General features: G+C 67.1%; 14 protein-coding genes. 5 read left to right on the top strand and 9 right to left on the bottom strand.

Annotated features, from left to right (window positions below):
* The first annotated feature begins 84 nt into the window (after positions 1-84).
* Entirely contained in the window at positions 85-1,344 is a 1,260-nt protein-coding gene (locus AC1DYD_RS27420) for a TAXI family TRAP transporter solute-binding subunit (protein ID WP_478175908.1), read from the top strand.
* A gap of 25 nt (positions 1,345-1,369) precedes the next feature.
* Here AC1DYD_RS27420 and AC1DYD_RS27415 read toward each other — a convergent pair whose 3' ends face one another.
* Positions 1,370-1,984 (bottom strand): hypothetical protein, encoded by a 615-nt coding sequence (locus AC1DYD_RS27415; protein WP_478175907.1) that lies wholly within the window; start codon positions 1,982-1,984, stop codon positions 1,370-1,372.
* 12 nt (positions 1,985-1,996) lie between these two features.
* Complete coding sequence (locus tag AC1DYD_RS27410) at positions 1,997-2,749, bottom strand: DUF2092 domain-containing protein (protein WP_478175906.1); 753 nt, start codon at positions 2,747-2,749, stop codon at positions 1,997-1,999.
* 313 nt (positions 2,750-3,062) lie between these two features.
* Here AC1DYD_RS27410 and AC1DYD_RS27405 point away from each other — a divergent pair, with 313 nt between their 5' ends.
* Positions 3,063-3,725: an RICIN domain-containing protein gene (locus AC1DYD_RS27405; protein WP_478175905.1), complete on the top strand. Its 663-nt coding sequence runs from the start codon at positions 3,063-3,065 to the stop codon at positions 3,723-3,725.
* Between the two features lie 101 nt (positions 3,726-3,826).
* On the opposite strand, the gene AC1DYD_RS27400 is transcribed toward AC1DYD_RS27405, so the two are convergent.
* From AC1DYD_RS27400 to AC1DYD_RS27390, 3 genes are all read right to left on the bottom strand, one after another.
* Positions 3,827-4,240 (bottom strand): hypothetical protein, encoded by a 414-nt coding sequence (locus AC1DYD_RS27400; RefSeq protein ID WP_478175904.1) that lies wholly within the window; start codon positions 4,238-4,240, stop codon positions 3,827-3,829.
* Positions 4,241-4,348: 108 nt separating this feature from the next.
* On the bottom strand, positions 4,349-4,510 hold the full coding sequence (locus tag AC1DYD_RS27395; RefSeq protein ID WP_478175903.1) for a hypothetical protein: 162 nt from the start codon (positions 4,508-4,510) through the stop codon (positions 4,349-4,351).
* Positions 4,501-4,710 carry a hypothetical protein gene (locus tag AC1DYD_RS27390; RefSeq protein WP_478175902.1) on the bottom strand — a complete coding sequence of 70 codons (210 nt, stop codon included), beginning with the start codon at positions 4,708-4,710 and terminating at the stop codon, positions 4,501-4,503. The genes AC1DYD_RS27395 and AC1DYD_RS27390 overlap by 10 nt, the downstream gene beginning before the upstream one ends.
* Positions 4,711-5,215: 505 nt before the next feature.
* On the opposite strand from AC1DYD_RS27390, the gene AC1DYD_RS27385 reads away from it, so the two are divergent.
* On the top strand, positions 5,216-5,617 hold the full coding sequence (locus AC1DYD_RS27385; protein ID WP_478175901.1) for a hypothetical protein: 402 nt from the start codon (positions 5,216-5,218) through the stop codon (positions 5,615-5,617).
* 180 nt (positions 5,618-5,797) lie between these two features.
* On the opposite strand, the gene AC1DYD_RS27380 is transcribed toward AC1DYD_RS27385, so the two are convergent.
* On the bottom strand, positions 5,798-6,595 hold the full coding sequence (locus AC1DYD_RS27380) for a DUF3047 domain-containing protein (RefSeq protein WP_478175900.1): 798 nt from the start codon (positions 6,593-6,595) through the stop codon (positions 5,798-5,800).
* A gap of 528 nt (positions 6,596-7,123) precedes the next feature.
* Between AC1DYD_RS27380 and AC1DYD_RS27375 the strand changes: the two genes are divergently transcribed.
* Both AC1DYD_RS27375 and AC1DYD_RS27370 read left to right on the top strand, forming a co-directional pair.
* Positions 7,124-9,709 carry an arylsulfatase gene (locus AC1DYD_RS27375; protein ID WP_478175899.1) on the top strand — a complete coding sequence of 862 codons (2,586 nt, stop codon included), beginning with the start codon at positions 7,124-7,126 and terminating at the stop codon, positions 9,707-9,709.
* Positions 9,710-9,763: 54 nt separating this feature from the next.
* On the top strand, positions 9,764-10,297 hold the full coding sequence (locus AC1DYD_RS27370) for a hypothetical protein (protein ID WP_478175898.1): 534 nt from the start codon (positions 9,764-9,766) through the stop codon (positions 10,295-10,297).
* An 8-nt stretch (positions 10,298-10,305) separates the two neighbouring features.
* Here AC1DYD_RS27370 and AC1DYD_RS27365 read toward each other — a convergent pair whose 3' ends face one another.
* The 3 genes from AC1DYD_RS27365 to AC1DYD_RS27355 all read right to left on the bottom strand — a co-directional run bounded on the left by AC1DYD_RS27365 (position 10,306) and on the right by AC1DYD_RS27355 (position 15,663).
* Positions 10,306-12,066 carry a SulP family inorganic anion transporter gene (locus AC1DYD_RS27365; protein ID WP_478175897.1) on the bottom strand — a complete coding sequence of 587 codons (1,761 nt, stop codon included), beginning with the start codon at positions 12,064-12,066 and terminating at the stop codon, positions 10,306-10,308.
* A 137-nt stretch (positions 12,067-12,203) separates the two neighbouring features.
* Positions 12,204-12,899: a two-component system response regulator KdpE gene (gene kdpE, locus AC1DYD_RS27360; RefSeq protein ID WP_478175896.1), complete on the bottom strand. Its 696-nt coding sequence runs from the start codon at positions 12,897-12,899 to the stop codon at positions 12,204-12,206.
* A gap of 7 nt (positions 12,900-12,906) precedes the next feature.
* Positions 12,907-15,663: a DUF4118 domain-containing protein gene (locus AC1DYD_RS27355; RefSeq protein WP_478175895.1), complete on the bottom strand. Its 2,757-nt coding sequence runs from the start codon at positions 15,661-15,663 to the stop codon at positions 12,907-12,909.
* Positions 15,664-15,753 lie beyond the last annotated feature (90 nt).

Below are 15,753 nucleotides of genomic sequence, written 5' to 3'. Positions count from 1 at the left end.
CCTTGCCGGGACACTCGACGCCGTATGCGACTCGGTGATTTTCCTGTCGGAGCGCGACACGAACATGTGCGCTGGACCGTGCTCGTGGCGGCCAGCATAGCCCTTGCCTTTCTTGGCGCCTGGGTGCTGCAAAGCGCGATTCCAAGCCGCATCGTTCTCGCGTCCGGCCTGCCAGACGGCATGTACCACCAATACGCGCAGCGCTACAAGGAAATCCTGGCACGCGACGGTGTGAGGGTCGAGGAACGCATGACGGGCGGTGCGGACGAGAACGAGCGCTTGCTGCGGGATCCCAAGTCCGGCGTGGATGTGGCCTTCGTGCATGGCGGTGTGGTGCGCCCGGCCGACCGCGAGACGCTGGTCATGCTTGCCGCCCTGTACTACGAACCGCTGTGGATCTTCTATCGTGACAACGCCGTCCACCAGCAATTCGATGAACTTCGCCACAGGCGGCTCGCCGTGGGCTCTTCGGACAGCGGCGTGCGCGCGTTCATGGAGCCCTTGCTCGCGGCGAACGACATCACCCGCTTCAACGCCGATCTGGTGCCCCTGGTCAATCTGGAGGCCCTGCGCGCGTTGCAGGCGGGACAGGTCGACGCCGCGTTCCTGGTCGGGCCCGCACAGTTCCCGGCGATCTGGCAGGCCTTGCACGACCCGGACTTGAAGCTCATGAGCCTGGCACGCGCGGACGCCTATCCTCGCAAGTTTCCATTCATCACCAAGTTGACCCTGCCGGCGGGAACGATCGATCTCGCGCAGCACATTCCGGAGCAGGACGTGAAGCTGATCGGCACCAAGGCGATGCTGGTTTCGCGCGACGGGTTGTCGCCGGCGATCATCAACCTGCTCTTCGAAGCCGGGCGCGAATTGCATGGCAAGCAGGGCTATTTCGAAGCGGACGACGAGTTTCCGAACACGGCGATGGTGGACCTGCCCGTGTCGGCCGATGCGAATCGCCACCACCGCTTCGGGCCCAGCGTCCTTCACCGCTACCTGCCGTTCACCCTCGCGGCCTACCTCGAACGCCTGATCGTGCTGCTGGTGCCCGTGCTGTTCGTGATCATTCCCTTGACCAATCTTCTGCCACGGCTGTTCCGCTGGCGCGCGCGGTCGCGCATCTACCGCTGGTACGGAGAGTTGGCGCTGCTCGAACGCGATGTCAGGACACGCACCGGCGCCTTGCCCGTCGAGCAATGGCTGGGCGACCTGGGACGGATCGAGCAGGCTGCCGCCCGGATCCGCGCCCCATTGAGCTATGCCAGCGAAGCCTACACGCTGCGCGAGCACATCGGCCTGGTTCGCCAGGCCGTGATGGCCAAGGCACAAGGCGCCCCACCGAGTTGAAGACGCCGGTCGCCAAGCGAGCAGGTCAGTAGGGTGGATTGACCACCACGTATTGCGCTCCCTGCGGCTGGTACCACTGGCTGCCGCATTGCTGGTACACCATGCCGCCGTAGTTGACCGGCACACAGTTGGCCGGCACGGAATTCACCATCGAACCCACCACGGCCGAAGTCACGGCCACCGCGGCGCCGACGGCCACCGCGCCCGCGACCGGATGGTAGTCGTTGTCCCATCCGCCGCAGCAATTGTTGTTGCCGCTGACATTGACGTTGACATTCCGGTTGGCGTTGACGTTGGTGTTCCGGCTGGCGTTGACGTTGGTATTGCGGTTGCTGTTGACATTGTTCGCGCTGGAACTGCGGACGTCATTGGTCCGCGCGTCGGCCCTGCTGTTGTTGACCTGCGCGGCCTGCCTGCCTCCACCGGCAGCCGCAGCACCACCGCCGCCCCCAGCGCGAGCGCCGCCACCACCTCCCGCGGCATTCGCGCGAGCGCCTCCACCGCCACCGCCACCCCCGCGGCCCCCGCCGCCCCCGCCGCCGCGATCGCCCGCGGCCTCGGCCACAGGGGTCCACGCGAAGCTGACCAAGACCAGAACGGCCAGAGGCGCCGCGAGCATCTTGCTGAGTGATCCATTCATGGTGGCGCTCCCCTACTTGGCTTTCACCGGAACAATTTCGATACGGGTCGCCCCCTTGGGGGGGGTGAACCTGAACGTCGCTTCGTTGAAGGCCGGCGTCAGATTCCATTCCATGAGGGTGATCGATTGCGGTCGCTCCTCGTCGCCGCGGTTGGTGATCACGAGCTTGCGAGGCAAGGGCTTGCTGCCCGTCGTGATCCAGATCTGCCAATCGAAACTTCCCTGGCGAAAGGCGTAGTGGTCGCAGAGGCTGTTCCCGATGAAGTCCTGCCCGGCATTCATCGCCGATTCGATCTTGTCGACCGGCGCTGCCGGGGTGCCCCACGTGAACAGGTCGGACATCGGGATCTCGACGCCGTACCGCTCTTCCAGCTTGCCTACGAGGACGCTGTTGGGCTCGGAGAACTCGACGGTCGAGTAGTACTTCTGCGCGGGAACGTAGAGCGCGACCGTCTTGCCGTCATAGAAGATCTCGCGCTCGGAGCGAACGCTCCACATGCGGGCGCGCAGCCTGTTCGGACGCTCCGCATCGACCGTTGCCGATGCCGTGTGCATCAGTTTCTGGCCGTCGCTCAGAACGCGCTCGCCCGTCAGCTGAGTCGATGCCCGGAAGCGATCAAGCGTCTGCAAGAAGGCGCCCATGTCCTTGAGCGCCTGGATCGAAGCCGGATCGACGGGATTGGCGGCGGGCGGCGGGGCCGTGGCCGTGGCCGCCGGGGCAGTTTGTGCGTCAACGACTGGGGCGGTCAGCATCAGGGCCAGCACGGGTAGTACGAGTCTTCCGAGTTTCATCTGTACTCCTTGGGGATGAATGGACTCCGAGCCAAGCCGAGAATTTTCCGCCGCTCCACGGCCGCCACGTTGACGATTGTCAATTCAGCGGATCTGCCGGATACCTGCAGTACCGCGCGCTCGACGCGTGCCGGTCGCGCTGGACACGGCGCCCGAGCCATCGCCCGTACCCGGTTATTGACGCTCGGAGGCAATTGGTTCAGTCTCGCCGTTCCGGAACCAGCGGAGCAGGCGGTGTCGCAGTGGTTGGGGCATCGATTCAGCCCGCGTCGCGACGGAGGTTGCAATGAATGCTGATCGTGGTGCGTTTCGCAGTTCCAAGACTCGACGCGTTGTCTCATTGACCCTGTGGGCCATGGCCGCGCTCGCCGCATTGCCTCAGGCGGCTTCTGCCGACGTCCCATACTTCTACATCGTCAATTCGGGCACCCGCATGATGGCCGATGTCCTTGCGCACCGGACCGACGATGGTGCTCCGGTTGTCCTTTGGCCGAACGACGGTGGCCCGAGCCAGCAGTTCAGCGTCCAATGGCTACCTCGTCCCGGCAATCCGGAGCCATTGCAAGAGCAGTGGTTCCTGCTACGGGCGAAGCACTCAGGCAAATGCCTGAAGACCAACGGCTTTCGATCCGGTGCAGCGATAGTCCAGGATACGTGCAGTGGAGACGCTTCTCAGATGTGGAGGGTGCGGGCCGTGGTCATGACGGCGGCAGAATGCCCCACCCGAATTCAGTGCGGCGTTGGACGCCGCATGGTCCTGGAGAACTATCACGATCGCGGGCGGCGATGCCTGGATGCGGCGAACGGTCACCTTCCCGGCCTGCCCGAACAAGGTGCCAGCTTACAGGCCTGGGACTGTATTGCCAGATTCAGCGCACCCAACGCTGCCAATCAGGAGTGGGAGTTGGTGGACGTGCAGGTATGGGACGCTCCCTTCGTCGTCAGGTGAACCCTTGGACATGACGACTGGCGCCCGGAGGCCGACCACGGCGCGCCGGTCCACACCGGTGGGAGCTTGGGCGGGTGCTCTGGTCGATGGTCACGGCCCGCTCAGTCCAATCCCCAGACCTTGAGGGTGGCCGTCGGTGCATTGCCAAGGATCTTGTACTGGACCGTCACCGACGTGAGGCGCCCCTTGCGCCCCGGAGCATCTGCCGGAGCGGTCTGTCCCCCTGACTTCAGGATCCCGACATCCTTCAACGTGTCGTCTCTGCGATTGTCCCAGTTGAGGACGAGCGTTGTGATCTGCACGTCGGCGCCCTCGACAGAGAGCTTCACCTGCTTGACGTCCTTGTCCCATCGACTCCCTGCGCTCTTGATCGCCGCGCTTGGATCGGTGGACTTGATCGTCTGCTCGCCGAGCACGAACCACTCGTCAGCTGCTCTTGCGCTGCCCATGGCGCCCATCAGGGCGACGGACGCGACAACGAAAGAGGCCATCAAGGCGTGAATCTTCGTCTTCATCGAGGTCCCCTCTATCCCCGGTTGACCCGGGACCGGTGTCCGCCGCCTTCCGCTGGCAGCCATTTCAGGGACGGCGAGACGAAAACAGCTGCTCCGCGAAATCCCGGACTATCCGTCGGTACGGCTGACGTCACGGGCCTGGCCAAGCGCGGCCTGCGTCTTATCCAGATACTTGATGATCCGGTAGCGCATCTGCGTGTGGCCGAAGCTCTGGTCCTTGGAAACCTCGCCGGTGGAGTTGGGCGTGGCGGCGCTCAGGTCTACTGGCACTGGCCGGTGATGCCGGTCATGCTGGATTCGACGCCGCGGAAACTCACCGTTGAACCGGGTCCACTGGCGGCCGGTCGTACGAGGGCGGCCGAGCCGCTGGGCGGCTGCTGGCCTGGAACGAAGACATCGAATGCCGTGTCGTTCGCGAACACGTATTGCGCATAGACCGGCTGGCCGGAATTCGTCGCCCATTTCTGCATGATGCACAGAGTGGCCGCCTTGGGGGCAAGCTGGCTTTGGCCTACGGGACTGACGGGTGCTGGGGGGGGCGGTGGCTTGCTGGCGCACCCGGAGACTGCAATGACCAATGCGGCTAAGGCAAGTTTCATGGTAGTGGCTCCATAAAAAATCGCACAAGGGACCGTCGATTTCGTACGACACCATTCGCCACCCGACAGCGCGATGACGTCGTGGCTCGGACTACTTGGTAGTCTAGGCCGCCAAATGCACAGCTGAGCATTTCAAGGTACGCATTTGTATCTGTTTCGGACAGTGGTGACGCGCGCAGTCGGGGCTACCGGTGCTGCCAGACCTTCCAGACCGAGAGGATCAGAAGCTGCCGTCCTGCGCTAGGTCGGCCCCAACTATGCCTCGACCTGCCAGGCGGAAGGCCGCATGTCGTGGACAGTGACAAATCCGGCAACCGACTCCACCACCGCCCTGGCGATCGCCATGAGGTTCCCGTGAGCGGTCATTCGTGCCATCATGAACTTCCGGTGGCAGAAGTTCACTTTTGGGCTTGGCTTTGCGCTTGCAGTGCCTGACATCGTCGCTTCGACCTTCGAGCAGGATTCGCAGACAGAGGCCTCCGGCGAAGCAAACAGGAGCATACAAATGATCGATTCGAGAAACGGATTCTGGAGCCGGACAGTCGAAGTGCTCGCCGCAGCCGGCATTACTGCCCTATCGGGGGGCGCTGCTCTGGCAACCGATCAGGCGCAGCAGCGCCAACAAGGCAGGGCAGTGAATCAGGATGCCAAGCAGGACTCGCGCTCGACCAAGGTCGACTGCAGGGCGGACAACCAGCAGAGCAACCCCGCGTGCCGACAGGACAAGCGCGACACCAAGCAACAGGGTCGCCAGGACAAGCGGGACATCAAGTACTGACTTGGCTTTCCCCGGGGCATCCAGCGACTGCACATAGCTCAGCGGCCCGTGCTTGCGGCTGCCTGCGTGCCATTCAGCGAAGCGTCGAACAGCTTCGAGCTGGCGACTGTCATCGAGCCCGCCTGCGACGAGCAGCCGTCCATCAGGGCACGAACGACAGCCGGTCGGGACCCATGGCCGCTATTGCGCGGGTTTTACAGCGGGTGCGCCGCGCAGGTCGATGTCGGAAAAATAGGAGATCCCGCGAGACTTGGTGTTGTCCGCGTCGGCTTGGATCGCGACCCCCACCACGTCCGGCAACGTATCGCCGGCCTCGGCGCCGAAGGCTCGCTTGTAGTCGGGCAGCAGGTTGCGGCGCTCGGTCAGCCAGCCGCCGGCCTTGTCAGTCGCGCCTGATTCGATCACGTCCATGCGTATGCGCTTGGTGAAGGCGTTGTCGAATTCGCTGCCCTTGCTTTCCTTCACGTCCCAGACGTAGCAGAGGGTTTGGGTGGGCACCGATTCGCCGGTCGTGGTGCTCCCCACTGCGAGCTTGGTGCGCTCGCCCAACGACAGTCGGTTGGCCGGGAAGTCGAAGTAGACACAGAGCTTGGCTGCGCCGTCGTCGCCGCTCTTGGTGTGCAGATCGGCGCCGGCCACGAATTGCTCGACCTTCCAGCGCCAGGCCAGCGTGGCCTCTTCGTTGAGCTGAACCCGCGTGGCATGGACCAGGTTGCCGTAGGACTGGTCGGCATCGACCTTCAGCACCTTCTGGCCATCGAGCTGCGTGATCTCGAACTTCGTCGGCGCCTTGTTGGGCAAGGTCGCGAAGCGCCACGGCGCGGGCGCCTGCGGACCCGGAGCGGTCGAGAACGGCGTCAACAGGCCCTCGGCGCGCGCGGTTGGGGCGACCATGCAGACCAGCGCGGCCGCAACAGGCAACACCGCAGAGGCGAGCGAACGCCGTCCGCGCCCAAACCGGAATCTCGTGTCATTCATGGCTGGCCTCTATGGCTGGTGGATGGGAAATGGGCGCTTTGCGCCCGCCAACACGGAGTGTGATCCAGGCGCGCGACAAGATAAATACCCCATCGGGAACCCGCGCGAGACGCCTTTCGTCCTGCGGCGCCCCTCCGCGGTCCATCGTTGACCAAAGCCCATGTCATCAAGGATGGCGTCCGGAACTGTTCTGACAGGCCCCGGGGTGCCTACAGGATGTTCAAGTTCGGGATGACAACGCCCGCCCAGGATGAGCATCAGTTGTTCGATGCTCACCATTCGCAAGCGCTGTCCGCCCGGGCCAGGTCCGGGCCCCCGACGGCTTGAGCATGGTCAATTTGCCGGCACCGGCAGCGGTCCTAAGATCCGCCGCGGTCGGTGACCTTGTCAGCAAGGAAGACCTGCTCCAGGCGCTGCGCCGCGCATTCGCGTGAGGCATAGCACCTTGGTCATATTCCATGTCGCAATGGCGGGGCGAACACTCGCGCATTCGTTGAAAGGATCACCATGTCACGGACCAGGAACTCAGTGGGCACCGCACTGCCGTCGGCCGACATCGAGCGGACCCGCCCGGCCGCCATTTCTGCCTGCGCGGTTGCGGCCATGGCGCTCTCGGTCGCGATCCTGGGCGCAACCCCGGTCTCGGCGCAAAAGGTCACCGGCACGCCGGGATCGCCGAGCGCCAGCATGAGCATCGACGGCAGCCAGCTGCCGCCGCCCGACCCGAAGTTCGGCGGCGTGATCAAGAACGACGCGCTGCAGTCCAAGCCATGGTGGGCGCCGCGTATCGTGCCGCCCACGGGCGCGCCGAACATCCTGCTGATCATCACCGACGATGCCGGCTTCGGCGTGCCCAGCACCTTCGGCGGCGTCATCCCGACGCCGACGATGGACCGCATCGCCAGCGAGGGCCTGCGCTACAACCGGATGTTCTCGACCGCGCTGTGCTCGCCCACGCGCGCTGCGCTGATCACCGGACGCAACCATCACTCGGCCGGCTTCGGCGTGATCTCCGAGCAGTCCACGGGCTTCCCGGGCTACAACAGCATCATCGCCAAGGACAAGGCCACCATCGGGCGCATGCTGCTCGACAACGGCTACGCCACCTCGTGGTTCGGCAAGGACCACAACGTTCCGGCCTTCGCGGCCAGCCAGGCCGGGCCCTTCGACCAATGGCCCGGCGGGATGGGTTTCGAGTACTTCTACGGCTTCATCGGCGGCGACGCCAATCAGTGGCAGCCGAACCTGTTCCGCAACACGACCCAGATCTATCCGTTCGAGGGCAAGCCGGGCTGGAACCTCGTGACCGGGATGGCCGACGACGCCATCGACTACATGTCGCGGATGCACCAGATCCAGCCGGACAAGCCGATGTTCATCAAGTACGCCCCAGGCGCCACGCATGCGCCGCACCATCCGACCAAGGAGTGGGTGGACAAGATCAGCGCGATGCACCTGTTCGACGACGGCTACGAAAGACTGCGCGAGCGCATCTTCGAGAACCAGAAGAAGCTCGGCGTGGTTCCCAAGGACGCCAAGTTGGCGCCGTGGCCGAAGGACAAGCTCAAGGAATGGGACTCCCTCTCGGCGGACGAGAAGAAGCTGTTCATCAAGCAGGTCGAGGTCTTCGCCGCCTACGCGGCCTACAACGACCACGAGATCGGGCGCGTGATCCAGGCCTTCCAGGACCAGGGGAAGCTCGACAACACGCTGGTCATCTACATCAACGGCGACAACGGCACCAGCGCCGAGGGCGGGCCGCTGGGAACGCCCAACGAGGTCGCGTTCTTCAATGGCCTGAACGAGCTGCCGGTCGATGTGCAGATGAAGTTCTACGAGGTCTGGGGCACCGAGCAGACCTACAACCACATGTCGGCCGGGTGGTCGTGGGCCTTCGATACGCCGTTCTCGTGGTTCAAGCAGAACGCCTCGCAGCTCGGCGGCGTCAACCAGAACATGGTGGTGTCGTGGCCCGCGCGCATCAAGGACAAGGGGGCGCTGCGCGAGCAGTTCGTGCATGTCATCGACGTGGTGCCGACGATCCTCGAGGCCGCCGGCATCCGCGCGCCGCAGATGGTGGACGGCATCAAGCAGGCGCCGATCGAAGGCACCAGCTTCGCCTACACCTTCGATGCGGGCAACGCCAAGGCGCCGTCGAGGCACCGGACCCAGTACTTCGAGATGATGGGCCAGTGGGCGCTCTACCACGACGGCTGGTTCCTCAGCACCCAGGTCAATCGCGCCCCCTGGGAGGCTTTCGGAGCGGCGAATCCGGACCCGCTGAACAACCAGGTGCTGGAGCTGTACAACCTGAGCAGCGACTTCAGCCAGACCGCCAACCTCGCGGCCGGCAATCCGCAGAAGGTGAAGGAGCTGAAGCAGATGTTCGTCGCCGAGGCGAAGAGGCACCAGGTCTTCCCGATGGATGCGTCGGTGGCGGCGCGCATCGTGGCGCCGCGGCCGAACATCACCGCGGGCCGCACCGAGTTCGTCTACACGCGGCCGATGGTCGGCCTGCCGCAGGGTGATTCGCCGATGCTGCTGAACGCCTCCTACACGATCAGCGCCGACCTCGAGGTGCCGCAGGGCGGGGCCGAAGGCATGATCCTGACCTCCGGCGGGCGCTTCGCCGGCTATGGCTTCTACCTGCTGAAGGGCAAGCCGGTGTTCCTGTGGAACCTGGTCGACCTGAAGCGGGTGAAGTGGGAAGGCCCCGAAGTCCTGGCGCCCGGCAAGCACCTCGTGGCGTTCGACTTCAAGTACGACGGCCTAGGCGTCGGGACGCTGGCGTTCAACAACATGAGCGGCCTGGGCCGGCCCGGCACCGGCACGCTGAAGGTCGACGGCCAGGCGGTGCAGACGATCACCATGGACCACACGCTGCCGATGATCCTGCAGTGGGACGAGAGCTTCGACATCGGCTCCGACACGCTGACCGGCGTCAACGATGCCGACTACAAGCCGCCGTTCCCACTGACCGCGAAGCTCAACAAGTTGACGATCAAGGTCGACCGGCCGACACTGTCGCCGGCAGACATCCAGAAGCTGGAGAATGCGCAAGCGACCGCGGTGGATGGCAAGCCATTGAATCGCGTGCAGCCGGGGCCGCATTGAGCGGCCGGCGGCGGCGGATGCGCCGGCCACGACACCAGCCTACCGGGGAAGCTCATGACGAACCGACGCGCCTTCGTTAGCTCCGCGAGCTTGCTCGCTTCGGGGTCCGCCCTCGGGCCCGCGTGGGCGCAGACCGCCGAGGCGCCTGCGAAGCAGGCCGACTTCCTGTTCGTGCAGACGGCGAACAGCATGACCTACGACAGGACGACCGGCAAACTGACGCTGCAGGGAGTGAGCCCGATCACCGTGTTCTTCTCCGACCGTCCCGAACGCATCGCCGGCAACATGAGGACAGCCGCCTTCGTTCCATTCTGGAGCGAAGGCAAGCAGAGCTTTCTTTCCGATCCGCCCAATGCCGACATTTCCCTGCTCGATGGCAAGTCGCTGCGGCAGGCGGTGGCGGTGTTGCAGTCCCCGGTTCTGAAGGGCAACGCGCTGTCCTACACGGTCAGGGTGCTGCAGGGCAACATGCCCGCGAAGGGTGCAGAAGTCTCGGTGTTCATCGATGTCATCGGCATGCCCCTGACGCCGCTGTCCTTTGCCGGTGCCGCGCGCCGGGGCTATCGGCGAGCGGTCATCTACCGCTAGGGCGCGGTTCAGGCTGGCGCCAACGGTGTCTCCGTGGCGTCCGGCGCCTTGCGGCCCTCGAACTCGTCGATGACGTCGGCCACCGAGATCCGGCGCCCGAAGTAGCCCAGGCTTGCTTCGAGCCCTTCGGCGCGCAGGATGTCGCGCACCGCGGCGTGCGCGGCGACCATCCGCATCCGGATGCCTGCCGCGGCAAGCTCCTCGTGCAGCTTGGTCAGCATCTTCGCGCCGGCCAGGTCGACCTGGGGCGAGGTCGAGAGGTCGCAGACCACCAGCTTCAGCGGAGCCGGGGCGGCGCGCAGCATCGCCCGCACGGCCTCGTACACCTGGTCGACGTTGAAGTAGAGCAGGGCCGCGTCGACGCGGAAGACCAGCGCGCCCGGCACCGGCGTGTTGTCGGGATTGCGCTCCATGTCGGAGAACCTCCGGGTGCCCGGTATGCGGCCGAGGGTGGCCACATGCGGATGCGCGACACGACGGATCAGCAGCGCCAGCGACGCCAGCACCGCGACGATCACGCCATGGAGGATGCCGAGCAGGAGCACGGCGACGAAGGCGATCATCGACACCACGAACTCGTAGCGGCTGACCCGCCACAGCCGTTTCATCCCGCCGATGTCGACCAGCCCCTTGACGGCCACGAGCACGATGGCGGCGAGCACGACGTTGGGCAGGTTCTTCAGCCCGTCGGTCAGGAACATCAGGCAGAGGCCGATCGTGGCCGAGGCGAACACCAGGGCCAGCGGCGTCTTGGCGCCGGCCTTGTCGTTCACCGAGGATTGCGAGAGCCCGCCGGCCACCGGGTAGGCCTGGAACAGCGCGGCGCCGAGGTTGGCCGCCCCGAGACCGAGGAATTCCTGGCGCGGGTCGATCTCGTAGCGATGCGCTTCGGCCAGGGCGCGCGCGGCCGAGACGCTCTCCACATAGGACAGCAGCAGGCAGGCGAAGGCCAGCGGAACCACGCCTTCGACATCGCGCACCCGCACGGTGGGCAGCTTGAAGTCCGGCAGGCCCTGGGGCAGCGCACCGACGATACTGAAGCCGAGTTCGCCGAGCGGGGTAAACGTGAGCACCAGGATGGAGGCCACCACGACGAACAGCGCCGCCGGCCGGCCCGGCAGGTACTTCTCCGCCAGCAGCAGCAGGACCAGCGCGACCAGGCCGAAGCCGAGCACCGCGAGATGGGTCTCGGGGATCTGGCCGCCGAGGATCAGGAGGCGTTCGAAGAAGCCGTCGCCGCCGCCCTTGACCCCGAACAGCTTGGGCAGCTGGGTCAGCGCGATCGTGAATGCCGCGCCGGCCTTGAAGCCGAGCAGGATGGTCTCGCTGATGAAGCTGACCAGCGAGCTCAGGCGCAGCAGCCACGCCACCACGCACATGGCTGCGATCAGCAACGCGGTCAGCGCGGCGATGCCGGCCCAGCGCTCCGGATCGCCTTGCGCCATGCCGGCCACCGTGACGCCGACCAGCATCGAGATCGCGGAGGTCGGGCCGATCGCCAGTTGGCGCGACGAGCCGAACAGCGCGTAGAACAGGCCGCCGACGAGGTAGCAGTAGATGCCGAACTGCGGCGGCAGGCCGGCCAGCGATGCATAGGCCAGCGACACCGGGATGCCGTAGGCGGCCAGGGTGACGCCGGCGATCGCGTCGTTGGCCAGCCATCTGGATCGATAGGACGGGAGCCACTGCGCCGGCGGAAAGGCAGCGCGCCAGCCGCGCACTTCCGCGTCTTGCGCCAGCGCTCGTGCAGGCTGTGCTTGCTGAGTCATGGATTGACCTCCGACCAGGGTCGATTGCGTATCGGCGAGTATCGAACCCGCCTGGACGGCCCGATTGATCCGCGTCAAGGAAGAGGCGACGGACCCGGGTGATGCGACCCCTGCGCCCAACGCCACTTCTCCCCTCCTCAAACCACCAGCCGGTATCCCACCGCGATTTCGGTGATCAGGTGCCGCGGCTGCGCCGGATCGCGCTCGAGTTTCTGCCGCAGGTGCCCCATGTAGATGCGCAGGTAGTGGCTCTGCTCGCCGTGCGACGGCCCCCAGACCTCGCGCAGCAACTGGCGCTGGGTCAGCACCCTGCCGGCATTGGCCACCAGCACCGACAGCAGCCGGTACTCGGTCGGCGTCAGGTGCACTTCCTCGCCGGCGCGGCGCACCAGGCGCGCACTGCGGTCGATCTCGATTTCGCCGAAGCGGAACACCGCCTCGGCTTCTTCGCCGCCGCCCGCAGCGCTGCGCGGCCGGCGCAGGTTGGCGCGCACCCGGGCCAGCAACTCGCCGGTGCCGAAGGGCTTGGTCAGGTAGTCGTCGGCACCGGCGTCCAGCGCGGCGATCTTGTCGGCTTCGTCGATGCGCGCCGACAGCACGATGATCGGCACCGCCGACCAGCCGCGCACGTCCCGGATCAGCGACACGCCATCACCATCGGGCAGTCCGAGGTCGAGCACCAGCAGGTCCGGCTGGCGGGTGCCCGCCGCCGCGAGCCCATCGCGCAGCGTGCCGGCCTCGTGCACCTGCCAGCCCTCGGCTTCGAGCGCACCGCGCACGAAGCGGCGGATCTGCGGCTCGTCTTCGATCACGATGGCGACGGGTGCGGGCATGGCGGGTTCAGGGGCTGGGTTCGATCGATTCGACGGACTCCGGCGGTGGGCGCCGCGGCAGCGTCACCGTGAATTCTGCCCCGCCGCCCGGCGCATTGGCCGCCGCGATCTCGCCGCCATGGGCGTCGACCACCGCCTTGCAGATCGCCAGCCCGAGACCGACCCCCGGCGTCGCCGACTCGGCCTGGCCGCGCGTGAACTTGTCGAACAAGGTCTGTTCGCGCCCCTGCAAGCCGCCCGGCAGGCCCGGTCCGTGGTCCCGGATCCGCAGCACCAGCGAGCGCTCCTCGGCCTGCGCGCCGACCTCGATCGGCGCGGCGCCGTACTTGGCGGCATTCTCGAGCAGGTTGACCAGCACGCGTTCGATCAGCACCGCGTCGAACTCCACCAGGGGCAGGTCGGCCGGCAGCGCGGTCTGCACCGCCATGTCGCCGAGCGCCGGGCGCGCCGCCCGGATGGCCGAGCCGACCACTTCCTCCACCGATTGCCAGTCGCGGCGAAGGCTCACCGCGCCGCCGGCAATGCCGCTCTCGAGCCGCGCCATGTCCAGCAGGTTGCTGACCAGGGCGTGCAGCTGGTGCGCCTGGGCGACGATCGCGCGCGCCGCGGCACGTTGCGCGCCGCCGCCCTCGGGCAGCGTCTGCAGCGATTCGGCGAGCGCGATCAGGGCCGTCAGCGGCGTGCGGACATCGTGCGAGATGGCGCCCAGCAGCGCATTGCGAAGGCGTTCAGATTCCATCTCGACCACCGCCTGCTGCGCCACCTCGACATAGTGCACCCGCTCCAGCGCGATGGCGATCTGCCGGGCCAGCGTGTCCAGCTGCTGCGCCTGCTCGGGGATCAGCAGCCAGCGCGCATGCGCGGGTTCCAGCGCCAGCACGCCGCGCACGCGCATCGGCGCCTGGAGCGGCACGTAGTGCCAGGGTTGCGCGGCCAGCGTGGCGGTCCCGAGCCCGGCCGGCTGCGCATGGCGAAAGCTCCAGTCGGCCACGCTCGGATCGAAGCCCGGCGGCGCCGCCCGGGGCATCACCAGCCGGTCGCTGGCGTCGGTCACCAGCACCACGGCCTTGCCGCCGAAATGGCCCTGCACCGCCGCCGCGCCCAGCGCCACCACCTGTGAGCTCTCGAGTGCCGCCGACAGCTCGCGCGTCAGTTCGAACAGCGAGCGGGCGCGGCGCTCGCGGCTGCTCGACACGCCCGCCGCGAAGCGCAGCCCCGCGGTGAGCTGCCCCACCAGCAAGCCGACGCCGAGCATGACGGCGAAGGTGACGAGGTACTGCACGTCGCTGACCGCCAGCGAGAGCCGCGGCGGGACGAAGAAGAAGTCGAAGGCCGCCACGTTGAGCAGGGCCGAGAAGGCGGCCGGCCCGCGGCCGAAGCGCATCGCCACACCCACCCCGCCGAGCAGGAACAGCATCACGATGTTGGTCAGCTCCAGCATGCCAGCCAGCGGCGTCGCCAGCAGGGTGAGGGCGCAGGCGACCGCCGCCGCCCAGGCGTAGCCGGGCCAGCGTGCCGGCGGCGTGTCGGCCTTGTCGGACGACTCGCCGTCGCCTCGCGCGGGCGCGGTGCGGAGATTGGCCAGGCGGCGCGAGCTGTCGGCGCGCGCGACCTCGACGATGTCGATCGTCGGTGCACGGCGCGCCAGTTCGCGCACCAGCGGGGGCGACGGCCACCAGCGGGCCCAGCCCCGGGCCGGCTCGGCCCGGCCGACCACCAGCGTGGCGCAGTTGAGCTGCTGCGCCTGGGCCGCCAGGGCCTCGGCGACGTCGACGCCGGTCAGCACCGCGGTCTGCGCCCCCAGCTGCTCGGCCAGCTTGAGCACCGCGAGGATGCGGTCGCGCTGCCCGGCGGCCAGCCGCTGCAGCCTTGGCGTCTCGACGTAGGCGGCGTGCCAGCGCACATTGAGCTGGCCGGCCAGCCGTGCCGCCGTGCGCACCGTCTGCCCCGCGCCTTCGTGCGGGCCGACACAGGCCAGCAGGGCGCCCGAGGTGTTCCAGGCCGGCGGCCCCGCATCGCCCTGTGGTCCGGACTGCTCGACCCGCCAGCCGCGCACGTCGTCCTCCACGTGTTCGGCGGTGCGCCGCAGCGCGATCTCGCGCAGTGCGATCAGGTTGCCCTTGCGGAAGAAGTTCTGCGCCGCCCGCTCGGCCTGCTGCGGCAGGTAGACCTTGCCGGCCGCCAGCCGCGCCATCAGCTCGTCGGACGTGACATCGACCAGCACCACCTCGTCGGCCTCGTCGAGCACCGTGTCGGGCACGGTCTCGTGCACCCGAACGCCGGTGATCGCGCCCACCGTGCCGTTGAGGCTCTCGAGATGCTGCACGTTGAGCGCCGACCAGACCTCGATGCCGGCGGCCAGCAGCTCCTGCACATCCTGCCAGCGCTTGGCATGGCGCGAGCCCGGCGCGTTGGAGTGCGCCAGTTCGTCGACCAGCAGCACCGCCGGCTTGCGGGCCAGCGCGGCATCGAGGTCGAATTCCTTCAGCGTGCGGCCACGGTACGGGACGTCTCGCGGCGGCAGCGTCTCGAGGCCGGCAAGCAGGGCCGCCGTCTCGCTGCGGCCGTGGGTCTCCACCACCCCCAGCACCACGTCGCGGCCCGCGGCATGCTCGCGCTGCGCCGCGCTCAGCATGGCCCAGGTCTTGCCGACACCCGCACTGGCGCCGAAGTAGATGCGCAGCTTGCCCCGGCGCGCGCGTTCGTCCTCGGAGCGCAGCTGGGCGAGGAGGGCGTCGGGGTCGGGGCGGGTGTCGTCGATCATGAAAAGTGCGCGGCGCTGGAGGTTATCTCATCGGCCGGTCTTTCGGCGCCCTGCGATGCGCGTTGCGATGCGCGTGGCGCTGCGCGGCGC

The organism is Variovorax sp. P4_B11 (assembly GCF_056402355.1).
This window is presented reverse-complemented; position numbering and strand designations above follow the sequence as displayed.

Bases quoted from the DNA above. Each gene is read 5' to 3' on its own strand.
- AC1DYD_RS27415 (WP_478175907.1), bottom strand. From the start codon at position 1,984: ATGAATGGATCACTCAGCAAGATGCTCGCGGCGCCTCTGGCCGTTCTG.
- AC1DYD_RS27405 (WP_478175905.1), top strand. From the start codon at position 3,063: ATGAATGCTGATCGTGGTGCGTTTCGCAGTTCCAAGACTCGACGCGTT.
- AC1DYD_RS27400 (WP_478175904.1), bottom strand. From the start codon at position 4,240: ATGAAGACGAAGATTCACGCCTTGATGGCCTCTTTCGTTGTCGCGTCC.
- AC1DYD_RS27390 (WP_478175902.1), bottom strand. From the start codon at position 4,710: ATGCAGAAATGGGCGACGAATTCCGGCCAGCCGGTCTATGCGCAATAC.
- AC1DYD_RS27385 (WP_478175901.1), top strand. From the start codon at position 5,216: ATGAACTTCCGGTGGCAGAAGTTCACTTTTGGGCTTGGCTTTGCGCTT.
- AC1DYD_RS27380 (WP_478175900.1), bottom strand. From the start codon at position 6,595: ATGAATGACACGAGATTCCGGTTTGGGCGCGGACGGCGTTCGCTCGCC.
- AC1DYD_RS27370 (WP_478175898.1), top strand. From the start codon at position 9,764: ATGACGAACCGACGCGCCTTCGTTAGCTCCGCGAGCTTGCTCGCTTCG.
- AC1DYD_RS27365 (WP_478175897.1), bottom strand. From the start codon at position 12,066: ATGACTCAGCAAGCACAGCCTGCACGAGCGCTGGCGCAAGACGCGGAA.
- kdpE (WP_478175896.1), bottom strand. From the start codon at position 12,899: ATGCCCGCACCCGTCGCCATCGTGATCGAAGACGAGCCGCAGATCCGC.
- AC1DYD_RS27355 (WP_478175895.1), bottom strand. From the start codon at position 15,663: ATGATCGACGACACCCGCCCCGACCCCGACGCCCTCCTCGCCCAGCTG.